Annotated in this window: 4 protein-coding genes; all 4 read left to right on the forward strand. The window is 64.1% G+C overall.

What is annotated here, in order from left to right:
- The first annotated feature begins 95 nt into the window (after nt 1-95).
- The 4 genes from ACSU1G_RS12510 (at nt 96) to ACSU1G_RS12525 (ending at nt 15,212) form a co-directional block, all read left to right on the forward strand.
- Nucleotides 96-2,153, forward strand: coding sequence for an acyl-CoA dehydrogenase family protein (locus tag ACSU1G_RS12510; RefSeq protein WP_439280282.1), 2,058 nt, complete (start codon nt 96-98; stop codon nt 2,151-2,153).
- Between the two features lie 41 nt (nt 2,154-2,194).
- Nucleotides 2,195-2,764: a DNA-3-methyladenine glycosylase I gene (locus ACSU1G_RS12515; protein ID WP_439280283.1), complete on the forward strand. Its 570-nt coding sequence runs from the start codon at nt 2,195-2,197 to the stop codon at nt 2,762-2,764.
- Between the two features lie 133 nt (nt 2,765-2,897).
- Nucleotides 2,898-8,990, forward strand: a complete 6,093-nt coding sequence (locus ACSU1G_RS12520) for an Ig-like domain-containing protein (protein WP_439280284.1) — start codon at nt 2,898-2,900, stop codon at nt 8,988-8,990.
- Between the two features lie 141 nt (nt 8,991-9,131).
- On the forward strand, nt 9,132-15,212 hold the full coding sequence (locus ACSU1G_RS12525; protein WP_439280285.1) for an Ig-like domain-containing protein: 6,081 nt from the start codon (nt 9,132-9,134) through the stop codon (nt 15,210-15,212).
- The last annotated feature ends 41 nt before the right edge of the window (nt 15,213-15,253 follow it).

Consider the following 15,253-nt stretch of genomic DNA (forward strand, 5'->3'; position numbering starts at 1 on the left):
CCCACGCAGTTAGAGGAACCGCACACTTCGCTTTGTGGGGCGTTGGAGGAGTCCTACGGTTGAAGCATCCTTACTTCTCTCTGAGAGGAACACTCATGGTCGACGCCGCAGTCCACACCTCGACGCCATCCGCAGCTGACGACGCTCCCCGCATCGATGTCGCGCGCGTCAATGATCTTCTGCTTGGCACCTGGGCTGACACCCGCCGGGCGTCGCGTGAGTTGATCAAGGACTCCGCCTTTTGGCGCAAGGACGATCTCGGCAAGGACGAGCACCGCGAGCGCGTGCTCAGCCAGATGCACCTGCTCGTCGAGAACAAGACCGTGCACCGCGCGTTCCCGAAGGAATTCGGCGGCGAAGAGAACAACGGCGCGAACATCTCCGGATTCGAGGAGCTCATCGTCGCCGACCCGAGTCTGCAGATCAAGGCCGGCGTGCAGTGGGGGTTGTTCGGCTCGGCCATCCACCAGCTCGGCACCGCGGAGCACCACAAGAAGTGGCTCCCCGGAGTCATGGATCTTTCGATCCCTGGCGCGTTCGCGATGACCGAGATCGGTCACGGGTCTGATGTCGCTGCCGCAGGCACGACGGCCACCTACGACCCGCAGGCCGAAGAATTCGTCATTCACACTCCGTTCCGGGCGGCGACGAAGGAGTTCCTCGGCAACGCCGCACTGCACGGGATCGCGGCCACCGTGTTCGCGCAGCTGATCACCAACGGCGTGAGCCACGGCGTGCACTGTTTCTATGTGCCGCTGCGTGGTGAGGATGGCGTGGACCTTCCCGGCATCACCCGCGAGGACGACGGGCTCAAGGGTGGTCTCAACGGCATCGACAACGGACGCCTCTCGTTCGATCACGTGCGCATCCCGCGCACGAACCTGCTGAACAAGTACGGCGATGTCGCCGTAGACGGCACCTACACGAGCACGATCGACAGCCCCGGACGCCGTTTCTTCACGATGCTCGGCACGCTGGTGCAGGGGCGTGTGTCGCTCGATGGGGCAGCGTCCTGGGCATCCGCTCTCGCTTTGCACATCGCGATCACCTACGCGACCCAGCGTCGTCAATTCGACGGTGCGGACGGGCAAGAGGTCGTACTACTCGACTACGGCAAGCACCAGCGCAGGCTGCTTCCGCGACTGGCGACCACCTACGCGCAGATCTTCGCGCACGACGAGTTCCTGCAGAAGTTCGATGGTGTCTTCTCCGGTCGCACCGATACTCCCGACGATCGTGAAGATCTTGAGACGCTGGCAGCGGCGCTCAAGCCGCTGTCGACGTGGCACGCACTCGACACTCTGCAGGAGGCCCGCGAGGCATGCGGCGGCGCCGGGTACATGTTCGAGAACCGCCTGGTCGGACTCCGTCAGGACCTCGACATCTACGTCACCTTCGAGGGTGACAACAACATCCTGCTCCAGTTGGCCGGCAAGCGTCTGCTCACCGATTTCGCCAGGCAATTCAAGGACAAGGATGCTGCGGCCCTGGCCAAATACGCGGTCGGACAGACCGCCGGCAAAGTGTTCCACGGCGCAGGACTACGCCGCTTCGGCCAGACCGTGGCCGACTTCGGCTCGACCGCGCGGTCGGTGGAGAACGGCCTGCGTGCGGATCAACAGCACGAGTTGCTCGCTGACCGCGTGCAGCAGATGGTCGCCGACATCGCCGGAAACCTGCGCCCCGCGGGCAAGGACAAGGTGCTCGGCGAGAAGCTCTTCAACGAAAACCAGGCCAATCTCATCGAGGCCGCCCGCGCTCATGGCGAACTGCTGCAGTGGGAGGCGTTCACCGATGCCGTGAACAGCATCCCGGACGAGGGCACCAAGCAGGTGCTCACGTGGCTGCGTGACCTGTTCGGTCTGCAACTTGTCGAGAAGCACCTGGCGTGGCACATCATCAACGGTCGCCTGTCGACGCAGCGCGCAGCGGCGGTGTCGAGTTACATCGACCGTCTGTGCCTGCGGTTGCGTCCGCACGCGCTCGACCTGGTCGGGGCCTTCGGCTACGAGCCGGAGCATGTGCGTGCGCCCATCGCCAGCGGAATCGAGCAGCAGCGTCAGGATGAGGCCCGCGCGTACTACGCAGACCTCGCCGCTTCCGGCAAGGCGCCGAAATCGGAAAAGGCGATGAAGAAGGCAGCCAAGAAGTAGCACCGCTTCGCGACGTCGGCACCTCTGTCTACGCTGAACCTATGACTTCCCTCATCACCGGTTCGGATGGCGTCGTACGTTGTGCGTGGGTCGGAGCGGATGCCGAATATCAGCGCTACCACGACGAGGAGTGGGGCATGCCGCTGCACGGCGACCGCGCACTCTTCGAGAAGATGGCGCTGGAGGGGTTTCAGGCAGGCCTCAGCTGGATTACGATCCTGCGCAAGCGCCCACGATTTCGCGAGGTGTTCGTGGGGTTCGAGCCCGGAACCGTCGCATCTTTCGGTGACGACGACGTCGAGCGCCTGATGATGGATGCCGGGATCATCCGCAACCGTGCCAAGATTCTCGCGACGATCGGCAATGCGCGACTCGTCGTGGATATGGCGGAGGGCGAGCTGGACGAGCTGATGTGGTCGTTCGCGCCGGTGCCGGGCATCCGACCACGTTCATTCGATGATGTGCCGGCGGTGACGGACGAGTCGACCGCGATGAGCAAGTCGCTGCGTAAGCGGGGGTTCCGTTTCGTGGGGCCGACCACGATGTATGCGCTCATGCAGTCCTCCGGAATGGTCGATGATCACGTTGAGGGGTGTTGGCGCGTCGGGTGACGCGCTGGGTATCTCTCCCCATTGGCGGCGTCCTTCGCAACGGATAGTCTGTCCACGCACCGCGTTCTGGTTCGACTGGGGCCTGGATGTGACCAGTTGACCCAGGGGGACGATCGTGCAGGCGCTGTCATGGATGCGGGCAAAACCGCGCTCGTTGGCGTCCGCCGCGTTCGTCACAGCAGGCGCGATCGCGATCGTGACGCTGGCCTTTACCCATGACGGTAACCCCACCACGAAGGTCACCCTGAACGACGGCGGCGTGTGGCTCACGAAGTCGTCGACGCTCATGCTCGGGCACTTCAACAACGAATCCACGGTTCTCGACGGCGGACTTGTGATGACGAGCGGTGACTTCGACATCCTGCAGGATGCGTCGACGGTGCTCGTCGTGAACGACGCTGACTCCACGCTGACGACGGTGGATCCGGCGCGTGTGTCCTTGACGGACAGCACGACCATTCCGAGCGGGGCAGAAGTCGCGCTGGGGGCTGAGACCGCCGCGATCCTCGATCCGGCGTCGGGAGACCTGTGGGTGTTGCCAGCGGCGGGCATCTCCGGATTCGAACTTCAGGGCACGAAGCCTCTCGTCGAGCTCGGCGAGAACTCGGATGTCGCCGTCGCGCAGGATGGCACGGTGTACGCGCTCTCCGCGCAGAGCGCCGAGGTCATCACGATCCCCGTCGATGCCGAGGGCAACCCGCTCGAACCGCAGACTTCGTCACTGGGAGAGCTGAATCTCGACGCCGTCCCGTCGATCACCGCGGTCGGACGCACGGCGGTGGTCTTGTCGCCCGCAGACGGCGAAGTGATCACTGTCGACGGTGTGCGCACTCCGATATCGGATGCCGAGACGGCCGTCCTGCAGCAGGTGTCTGCGGACACGGAGGCGGTGACGGTGGCGACGTCGTCGCATCTCGTCCGCGTCCCGTTGGATGGAAGCGCGCCGCAGGAGACCAGCTCCGGCGGGCAGGGGGTACCCGCGGCTCCCGTGTGGCTGCGTGGTTGCACCTACGCGGCGTGGGCGGAATCGGGGAAGTTCGTCAGAGAATGCCCCGGCGAGACGAACGATGTCGTCAAGGATATTCCGGGTGTTACCGAGTCCGCGCAGCTGACTTTTCGAGTGAACCGCGACGTGATCGTGCTCAACGATGTCGTCAGTGGCGCCGCCTGGCGCCCGGATGAACGCCTCGAGCAGGTGGATGACTGGAACCAGATCACCGCGCCGGAGGGGGAGACTGACAAAGAGGAGCTCGACACCGACGAGACGGTGGAGACCACGCTTCCGGAGCGCAGCGCAGCGAACACCCCGCCGGTCGCAGAGGACGATTCCTATGGTGTGCGCGCCGGTCAATCAACGCTGATCCCATTGCTCGAGAACGACAATGACTCGGACGGCGACGTGCTGGTCGCGAAGGTGGCAGGCCAGCAGCCATCGATCGGGACCGTGCAGCCGGTGTACGACGGTGAATCGCTGCAGATCGCCGTCGATCCGAAAGCCTCGGGCGCGGCATCCTTCTCCTACGAGATCGACGACGGACGCGGCGGCACCGATCAGGCGACCGTGTCCCTGTCGGTGTATGGCGAGGACCCCAACTCTGCACCGACGTCCAAGCGCACGGCGACGCTCACCGTGGAAGTCGGCGGCACGATTTCATACAACCTGCTTCCCGATTGGATCGATCCTGAAGGCGATGACCTCTACCTGAAGGAGGCGCTCGCGGCGCCCGGAGATAAGGTCGAGTTCAGCGCGGACGGGCAGATGACCTATCACGCAGTCGCGAGCACTCCCGGGTACCAGGAGATTCAGGTCACGGTCGCCGACAGTCGGGACGAGACGGCGTCTGGGGTGATCAGACTGGACGTGCGGCCAGCCGGTTCCACGTCGCCGAAGACGAATGCCGACCATGTCGTCACGGCGGTCGGGCAGCAGGTGACTGTGGCGCCGTTGACCAACGACACCAGTTCCGGCAGTGAACCGTTGCGGTTGACCCGCGTGGAACAGGAGGGTGGATCTGATGCGATGATCACGCCCGATTTTGCCAATGGCACGTTCACGTTCAGTATCGATCGGCTCGGTGTCCACTACATCAAGTATTTGGTCGCCGCCGGACCCAACGCCGTGCCAGGACTCGCCCGCATCGACGTCCGGGAATCTGTGGTGTCGGACCTTGCCCCTGTCGCAGTTCGCGACGTGGCGCTGCTCCCGTCAGGTGGCGAGATCCTGCTCGGGGTGCTCAACAACGACACCGATCCTTCCGGCGGCATCCTGGTGGTCCAGTCCGTCACAGTTGAATCAGACAGCGGCATCTCCGTCTCGGTGCTGAACCACGAGACACTTCGGATCGGCGATCAGGGAACTCTGGCGGATCCGGTGCGGATCACTTACCGGATATCGAACGGATCCCGCTCCGCCGAGGGCGATGTGATCGTCATTCCCATTCCCGCACCGAAGAAGATCCTGCCCCCGGTGGCGAATGAGGATCACGCGGTGGTGCGCGCAGGCGACGTTGTGACGATTCCGGTTCTCGCGAACGACACCCACCCCAATGAGGATGTGCTTCATCTCTCGCCCGAGCTCATCGAGCCGTTGATCGACCCGCTGGACGGCGAAATTTTCGTATCGCAGAACACGGTGCGCTTCAAGGCGGGAGACGTGGCGAAGACGGTCTATGCGACGTATGAGGCTGTCGACACGCACGGGCAGAAGGCCGCGGGATACATCACGATCGAGATCCTGGCCGTGGATACGCAGACCAATATTGCGCCGCGCCCGCGTGACCTCACTGCGCGAACGCTGAGCGGATCGACGGTAAACATCGCTGTGCCGCTGGACGGGATCGATGCGGACGGCGACTCGGTGGAGCTTGTAGGCATCGATTCCAGCCCGAAAAAGGGCCGGATCATCGAGGTTGCCTCGGACTACATCACGTATGAGGCATACGCAGATGCCGGAGGGGTCGACACCTTCACCTACCGGGTGCGCGACCGGCTCGGGATGGAAGGGACTGCGAGCATCAGCGTCGGCGTCGCCGCGGGGGAGGATCTCAACCAGGCACCGTACGCGGTGAAGGATGCTGTGGCGGTGCGTCCAGGGCGCGAAGTCGCGGTGTCGGTGATGGCCAACGATTCCGACCCCGAGGGCGAACTGGTCTCGCTGGTGGAAGACGGACTGACCGTCCCCGACCTCGACGGCCTCTCTGCACGGGTGTCCGGAGATCGGGTACTCGTGCAGGCGCCGGAGAGACCGGTCGAGACGTCGCTGCGCTACACGATCGGTGACGAGCGCGGGGCGACTTCGACAGCCGCGTTGCAGGTCACCGTCGATGACGATGTGCCGTTGCTCGCACCGATTGCGCGGGATGATCGCATCCGCTCGGCGGATGTTGATGCGGGAAGCCTCATCGTCGACGTGATCGCGCTGGACAATGATGAGGATCCGGACGGAACCAGCGACGCCCTTGATATAGAGGTTGGCGAGGGCGGCACGCTTCTTGACAATCGTGCGATCCGGGTGACGATTGGTGAGCAGATGCAGCTCATCCGATACACGATCACAGATCAGGACGAGCTATCGACGTCGGCATTCATCTTCGTGCCTGCCCTGTCGGATCTCCGGCCGACTCTGACATCGGCAGAACCCATCGTGGTCGTCAGCGGCGAGACGAGAGTGCTCCCGCTCGCGGAACACGTGACGGTGGCCGGCGGCGGCCCCGTCGTCATCACCGAAAAGAGCAAGATCACAGCCGCGCACTCCGATGGCGCGGACCTGCTCCAGGACGCGAGCACGCTGGTCTACACCTCCGCGCCGGGGTACTTCGGAGGAGACTCGTTGACCTTCGAAGTCACCGATGGCACCGGTCCCGACGACCCGAACGGCCGCAAGGCGACACTCACGATGTTGATCACTGTGCTGCCGCCGGCGAACCAGCAGCCGATCTTCACCCGAGGCGAGATGGACGTCGCGCCCGGCGAATCGGCGGCGCCACTGGATCTGCAGGCACTCACGACAGACCCCGATCCCGGAGACACCGCGCACGACTTCCAGTTGGTCGGTGACGCGGGCGAGGGGTTGACGGCCAGGATCGACGAGGGACTGCTCTCGGTACAAGCCGCCTCGAACGTCCGAAAGGGCACGACAGCCACACTCACGATCCGAGTCTCGGACGGCGAGACCGAACCGGTTGACGGGGAGGTCACGGTCCAAGTGAACGCGTCGACGCGTGATCTCGCGACGGCGAACACCGACACGATCGATAACGCGGTCGCGGGAGAGACGATCTCGATTCCGGTGCTCGCGAACGACGTGAACCCTTTCCCTGAGACGCCGTTGAAGATCGTCGCGGTCGGAACCGAGACCGGCGATGGCGTGGCGACGATCGACGGTGAGAACATCCTCGTCACACCGGGCGCGCGCTTCATGGGCACGTTGATTGTTCGCTATACGATTCAGGACGCGACCCAGGATGCCGAGCGCCAGGCGGACGGACAGATTGTTCTGACCGTCCAAGGCGCGCCGGATGCGCCGGGCCGGCCGGCCGTGACGAGCGTGCGGGACCGAACCGTGGTCGTGTCGTTCACGCCGCCACCGAACAACGGTTCGCCGATTCTGAATTATACGGTTTCAGCGGTGCAGGGCGGCGACTACTCGACGCAGTGCGAGTCGACGACCTGCACGTTGGCGGGGCTCACGAACAACTCGGAATACGCGTTCGCCGTGACGGCGACGAACGACGTCGGCGAGTCGGAAGCATCGGAGGCCAGTGAGGTCGTTCGCCCCGATGCGCGACCCGATACGCCCACCCCGCCGTCGCTGAAATTCGGGGACAGCTCGCTGTCGGTGGCGTGGAAGACGCCGTCCACGCCGGGCTCACCGGTCGAATCGTTCACGCTGGAGATCTCACCTGCCCCACCATCGGGGATCACGCAGAAGACCGCGTTGGCGGGGAACACGACTGTCTGGGAAGGGCTGGAGAACGGCACCGATTACCAGGTGCGTGTGAAGGCGCACAACAGAGCTTCGGAACCTTCCAGCTGGAGTTCGTGGTCAGTGTCCAAGATCCCGGCGGGTGCGCCGGGCGCACCGGAGGCTCCCGCGACCGCTCCCCTCGACCAGGTTGGTGCTCAGGCGCAGATGCGGGTGAGCTGGAATCGGCCGGCCGCGAACGGCGATCCCGTTTCCGCCTACCAGCTACGCATCCTCCGTGGGGGCAACGTGGTGGAAACCCTCGCCGCGAGCACCACCTCGCAAGCGGTCACCGTATCGACCTCAGAATCCACCTACACGTTCCAGATCCGCGCGCTGAACAAGGCTGGCTGGGGCGGGTGGAGCGGCGTATCTGCAGAACGTCGAGGCGTGGTCGCCCCCGGTGCGCCGACCGCAGTCGCAGCGACGGCCGGCGACAACACCGTGACGGTGACGTATGCCGCTGGCCCTCGTAACGGCGCACGCGCCGACGAGGTCAACTACCAGTACCGGGTGGGCAGCGGTGCGTGGCGCGGTGACTGGGACGGTGCACTCATCGGCAACGGCCACGTGAACAACAACGGCACCTATAGCATCCAGGTGCGCGCCGTCGCGACCGTCGACGGCTCCACGTACGTGGGCGCGGCGAGTCAGCCATCCGGTGCAGTCGCGCCGTCGGGGCCGCCGGGCGAGCCGATAGTGACGGGAACCAACGAGGGAAAAACCATCGTCTGGCGGTGGACATTGCCGAATCGGAACGGGAGCGACCTCCGCGTCCGTTGGGCCGAGTACAACGCTATCGACGGCGGGAGACCCGACGAGAGCGCCTGGAGCGCCTGGAGCAACTGGAATCCGGGTGCAGGAAGCTACACGGGCAATTACGGGTTCAACCAGTTCGCGGGTTTCTTCGTCCAGGTTCAAGATCGCGAGGGACGTACGTCGGAGACGTTTGAGCGAGGTATGAGCAACATGCCGCAGATCCAATTCGGCTCGGTGACAAAAGGCAGCAAATACACCGGGGCCGATTGCACTACTGTGTGCAACTTCGTCCGTCTGAACACGTGGGAAGGCTTCCCTGCGGGGGAATACACCGTCGAGTGTCTTGTTGACGGCGTCCGATTCCCGGCTCCGCACGTGCCGAGCGTGCACTACATTGCCGCGGGATCGTCGATAGAACCCGGATGCTGGCGCGGCGATGAGCGGGGAGAGGTGACCGTAAAACTGTGGGGATTCAACGAGCCGGTGTCGCCGATCGACTGGTAGTGCTGCCTCACCGCATGGGTATTTCTCCCCGTCCACGCCGCCAGACACGGCGGTTAGGATACCCGAGTGTGTCGTTTCGCTCTGCGAAGCGAATCGGAGGATGAATAGGTCTCTTGCAGGCCGCCCAGGGGGGAACCGGGTATGAAGGCGCTGACGTGGGTGCGTGCGCGGCCGAAGGCGTTGGCGTCGGCCGCCGGTGTGACGGCCGGCGTGATCGCGATCGCCACGCTGGCGTTCACCTACGAGGGCAACCCGACGACGAAGGTCGACCTGAACGACGGCGGTGTCTGGATCACCAAGTCCTCAGCGCTCATGGTCGGCCATTTCAATAACGAGTCGACGCTGTTGGATGGCGGCCTACGTACGACCGGTGAGAATTTCGACATCCTCCAAGACGCGTCCACGATCCTGGTCGTTAATAGCGGAGAGTCCTCCGTGACGGCAGTGGATCCCGCGAGAGTGTCACTGGCAGACAGCACGACAATCCCGGCCTCGGCGAAAGTCTCGCTCGGCGCACAGACGGCGGCGATTCTGGACACCTCCTCCGGTGACCTGTGGGTAGTGCCAGTCAAGGGGCTTTCTGGGTTTGAGGTGCAGGGAACGGACCCGCTGCTCGAGCTGGGCAAGAACTCCGACGTCGCCGTCGGTCACGACGGAACTGTCTACGCGCTGTCCGCCGGAGACGCCGAAGTCATCACGATCCGGGTGGACAACGAGGGCGAGCCACTAGAGCCGAGGACGGCATCGCTCGGCGAGATCGACGATTCGATCGCACCGAGCATCACGGCCGTCGGGCAGATTCCCGTCGTGCTGTCTCCCGCCGACAGTGCGGTGATGACTCCTGGAGGGCTGCGCACGAAGATCACCGAAGCCGACACCGCCGTTTTACAGCAGGCCTCAGCCGAGACGGATGCCGTCGCAGTGGCGACCGGTTCGCAGCTCCTCAGAGTGCCACTTGACGGCAGCGAGGTGCAGGAGACCGCCGCGGGTGGTCAGGGTCTTCCGGCGACGCCGGTCTCGTTGCGCGGGTGCAGTTACGGGGCATGGGCTGGGTCGGGCAGGTTTGTGCGGGAGTGCCCGGCGGACGCTGACGATGTCGCCGCGGACATCCCCGAGGTTGAGGCTTCTGCGGTGCTGACGTTCCGCGTCAACCGTGACGTGATCATCCTCAACGACACCGTGAGCGGCGCGGCCTGGCTGGCAGATGAGAGTCTCCGGAAGGTCGATAACTGGAGTGATCTCACTCCCCCTGAGGGCGAGACAGAGGACGAGCAGGACACCACCGAGGAGACGATCGAGACGACGCTCCCCGAGCGTAGCGACGTGAACACTCCGCCGATCGCCGAGGACGATTCTTTCGGCGTGCGCCCGGGCGAGTCGACGTCACTGCCTGTGCTCGACAACGACAACGACCCCGACGGCGATGTGCTCGTCGCAACGGTCCAGGACGATCAGCCCTCGATTGGTACGGTCCAGCCGATCTATGACGGTGGCTCGCTCCAGATTGCCGTCGACGAGGATGCTTCTGGTTCGTCGACCTTCACATATGAAGCCGATGACGGACGGGGCGGAAGAGACACCGCGACCGTGACGCTCACCGTCAAGGATCCTGAGACCAACACCGCTCCGAGGCCGAAGCGCGCGACTGCTCTCGCGATCGAGAGCGGTGGGACAGTCTCCTACAACGTGTTGCCGGACTGGCTCGATCCTGAGGGCGATGACGTCTACCTGAAGAGTGTCATCGCGGCGCCGGGCGACGAAGTTGAGTTCAGCACCGACGGGCAGATCACGTACCGCGCAACAGCGAGCCTCCAAGGGCGCAAGGAGATCCCGATCGTCATCGCGGACGCGTTTGGTGAAGCTGCCAACGGCATGCTTATCCTCGACGTGCGTCCCGCCGGCTCCACGCTGCCGAAGACGAACGCCGATCATGTGATGACACGCGTCGGCGAGCAGGTCACCGTCGCTCCGCTCACGAACGACACCAGTTCTGGTCGGGAGCCGTTGCGACTCACTCGAGTGAACGGCGACGAGACCCCAGGCGCCACGATCGTCCCGGACTATCCGAACAAGACCTTCACCTTCAGCGCTCCGAACGTTGGCGTCTATTACGTGCAGTATGAGGTCGCAGCCGGGCCCAACGGTGTGCCGGGTCTTGTCCGAATTGATGTCGCGGATGCTGCGGAGCAAGATCTGCCCCCGATCGCGGTGCGCGATGTGGCGCTGCTGCCGACCGGCGGAGAAGTGCTCCTGGGCGTGTTGAATAACGACACTGATCCCTCCGGCGGCATCCTTGTGGTCCAATCGGTGAGCGTGGAACCAGGCAGTGGGCTGTCTGTCTCTGTCCTCAACCACGAGACGCTGCGGATCGGGGACCAGGGCGCACTCGAAGAGCAGGTGCGCATCACTTACCGGATCTCGAACGGCTCGAAATCCGCCGAGGGCGAAGTCGTCGTCATCCCGATCCCGGCCCCCGAGAAGTTGCTGGCACCGGTAGCGAATCCGGATACTGCGGTGGTGCGCGCAGGAGACGTTGTGACCATTCCCGTGCTCGACAATGACACGCATCCGAACGGCGATGCGTTGCACGTAGAGCCGAAACTCATCGAACCCTTCGTCGACTCTGATGCCGGCGAGATCTTCGTGTCGCAGGACGTCGTGCGCTTCAAAGCCGGGGACGAGGCCAAGACGGTCTACGCCACCTATGAGGTATCTGACACTCGTGGACAAAAGGTCGGCGGATACATCACGATTCAGATTCTGGCTGTAGATGCGGAGAACAACGCTGCCCCTCGCCCGCGGGACCTCACCTCGCGGGTACTCAGCGGCAAGAGCAGTAACATCGCCGTGCCTCTTGACGGGATCGACGCCGATGGTGACTCCGTCGAACTGATGGGCCTCGCATCCAACCCCACGAAGGGTCGAGTCACCGTCGAGCAGAACTACATCACATACGAGTCGTTCGCCGGCTCGTCGGGCGTCGATACGTTCACCTACCGGGTGCGGGATCGCCTAGGCAAGGAGGGGACAGCGACGATCCGAGTCGGTATTGCACCTGCCCAGGACACCAATCAGGCGCCGTATGCCGTTAAGGATTCCATTGTGGTGCGCCCTGGCCGGGAGGTCGCGGTTCCGGTGCTGGAGAACGACTCTGATCCGGAAGGTGATGAGATCGCCCTGGTGACCGACGGACTTGTGCTCCCAGACCTCGACGGTCTCTCCGCGCGTGTGTCTGGTGACCGCGTGCTGGTGCAGGCACCAGATCGTCCCGTCGAGACATCGCTGCAGTACGCGATCAGCGATGCGCGCGGCGCGATGGCGGATGCCGTGTTGCAGATCACCGTTGATGAGGATGTGCCGTTGCTTGCGCCGGTCGCGCGCGATGATCGGGTGCGCGCAGAGGACCTCGAGAACGGCGAGCTGACGGCAGACGTCGATATCCTCGCGAACGATGAGGACCCAGACGGTACGACTGAGGCGCTGAAGGTCGAAGTCGGCGCGGGCGGAACGCCATTGGAAAACGGCAATGTGCAGGTCACCATCGGTGACGAGACGCAGTTGATTCGCTACAGCCTTACCGATGTGGATGGCTTGTCGACGTCAGCGTTCATCTTCGTGCCTGCCGCACCGGATCTTCGTCCATGGTCCATCACGACGACTCCTGTGGAGGTGGTCAGTGGCGAGACGAAGGTGCTGCCGCTCGCCGAATACGTCCAAGCGGCCGGAGGCGTGTCCGTCGTCATCACTGAGCAGGCCAAGGTGAGTGCTGCGCATGCGGATGGCGCCAATCTTGTTCAGGATGCACGCACGCTGGTCTACACGTCCGCCTCGAGGTATTTCGGCGATGACGCGATCACGTTCGAGGTGACCGATGGCACTGGTCCTGATGACCCGAACGGGCGTAAGTCGACGTTGAGCATCCCGATCAAGGTGTTGCCTCCGGCGAATCAGCAGCCGAAATTCACCCGCGCCGAGGTCGACGTCGCACCAGGTGAGGATGCGTCGACACTCGACCTGGCAGCGCTCACGAGCGATCCGGATCCGGAGGATGGACACGAGTTCCGTCTTGTGGGAAGCCCCGGCGACGGGCTCAGCGCACGTGTCGAGGGTTCGACGCTCCTGGTCGAGGCGGCCTCGAACGCGAAGAAGGGAACCACTACGACCCTGACAATTCGCGTGTCTGACGGCGAGACAGACCCGATTGAGGGGACGGTGATCGTGCGCGTCAGCGCATCCACGCGGTCGCTCGCAACCGCGAACACCGACACGATCGATGAGGCCCATCAAGGCGAAACCATCACGGTGCCGGTATTGGCGAACGACTTCAATCCGTTCCCTGAGACCCCGCTGACACTCGTATCGGCCGCGCCGGAGACGGGCAACGGAGTGGCCAAGATCGACGGTGACGAGGTCACCGTGACTCCTAGCGCGAAGTTCGTCGGATCGCTCGTCATCCGGTACACGGTTCGGGATGCCACGGAAGACGTGGATCGCCAGGTCGAAGGTCGCATCGTGCTCACCGTGCAGGGCGTCCCCGATGCCCCTGGGCGTCCACGGGTGACCAGCGTGCAGGATCGCACGGTCGTGGTGACGTTCTCGGCGCCGTCGAATAACGGTGCGGAGATCACCGGCTACACGGTCTCGAGCGTGACGGGAAGCAACTACAGCAAGCAGTGCGAATCGACCACTTGCACACTAGACGGACTGACGAACAACGTCGAGTACACGTTCGAGGTCGTCGCGACAAACCGGGTGGGAGATTCGGAGGCCTCAGGGCCGTCGGAACTTGCGCGCCCGGACGCCCGGCCGGATGCGCCGAACGCGCCCACGCTCGCCTTCGGCGACAAGTCGCTGGTCGTGGCCTGGGCCACTCCGACGACGCCGGGGTCCCCCGTGGAGTCGTACACGCTGCAAATATCACCCGCACCGCCTTCCGGTATCACTCAGAAGACTGGGGTGACCGGAAACTCCATGGTGTGGGAGGGGTTGGAGAACGGCACTTCGTACCAGGTGCAGGTGCAGGCACACAACCGAGCGCCAGAGCCGTCCACGTGGAGCGGCTGGTCACTCTCGCAGATCCCCGCAGGACCGCCGATGCAACCAGGAGCGCCGACCACGGCCGAGCTGTCTCCGGTCGGATCGCAGGCACAGATGAACGTGAGCTGGGCGGCGCCGAACAACAACGGCGCCGCGATCTCTGGCTATCAGATGCAGGTGATCCGCGGTGGAGAGGTGACGCGAACGCTCAGCATCGCTGCTGGCCAGACCAGCCAGGCAGTGACGGTCAGCACCTCTGAGACGGGGTACACCTACAAGGTCCGCGCGCAGAACAAGGCAGGCGGGGGTGCGTGGAGCGATGCATCCCCCGAGCGTCGCGCAGTCATCGCACCTTCTCCGCCCACAGGAGTGTCCGCCGAGCCACATGACCGAAACATTACTGTCGCGTACACGCCCGGTGCTCGCAACGGCGCCCGCGAGGGCGAGGTCAGCTACCAGTACATGCTCAACGGCAACGGCAGCTGGAATACCCTCAGCGGTACGACGATCAGCGGTCTCACTAACGGCACGAGCTACGCGGTCCAGATACGTGGCGTCGCGACCGTATCAGGGACGACATACGCGGGCGATCCATCTGCAGCGTCGGCCGCAGTGATTCCCTACGGCCCGGTAAACACGCCGACGGCGACAGCCAGCAACAACGGCACCAGTGTCACGCTCGGGTGGAGTGCCCCCGCCACGAACGGTCGCCCCATCAACGTGATGCAGATCAACGTGAATGGGGCGGGTTGGGAGAACGTCGGCCCATCGGGGTCACGGATCGCCGGAAACGGGTACCAACAGACCCACACCATCCAGGTGCGCGCCTATGACTCAGAGGGCCAGCTGTCGAGTGAGGCCGCTGCTTCCGCGAGGACGAATGATCCGCCTCCGCCCCGCGCGTGGGTGACGAGCGGTGACGCCGTCGAGGAGCCCGGTTGCCCCACCTGCGCGAGGTTCGTGATCAACACCAAAGATTTCGTTGCCGGGAACTACGAGGTCGGCTGTTATTCCGATCACCCGTCATTTGCGGCCGATGGTGGGTACTTCACCGGCGGCAAGAACTGGGACATTCCCGCGAATGACAGTGTGCAGATCAGTTGCTTCCTCGGTTCCCGCGGCGAGGGCTATCAGGTGTGGGTGACCATCGATGGTGTCGCGTATGAGCGACGCAGCTGGGACTAACTGCCTGCCTCGCCCCGTGCGCGGATGGGTATTTCTCCCCG

The organism is Microbacterium sp. A93, assembly GCF_051842835.1.

Coding starts and splice junctions, on each gene's coding strand:
- ACSU1G_RS12520 (WP_439280284.1), top strand. CDS start 2,898: ATGCGGGCAAAACCGCGCTCGTTGGCGTCCGCCGCGTTCGTCACAGCA.
- ACSU1G_RS12510 (WP_439280282.1), top strand. CDS start 96: ATGGTCGACGCCGCAGTCCACACCTCGACGCCATCCGCAGCTGACGAC.
- ACSU1G_RS12515 (WP_439280283.1), top strand. CDS start 2,195: ATGACTTCCCTCATCACCGGTTCGGATGGCGTCGTACGTTGTGCGTGG.
- ACSU1G_RS12525 (WP_439280285.1), top strand. CDS start 9,132: ATGAAGGCGCTGACGTGGGTGCGTGCGCGGCCGAAGGCGTTGGCGTCG.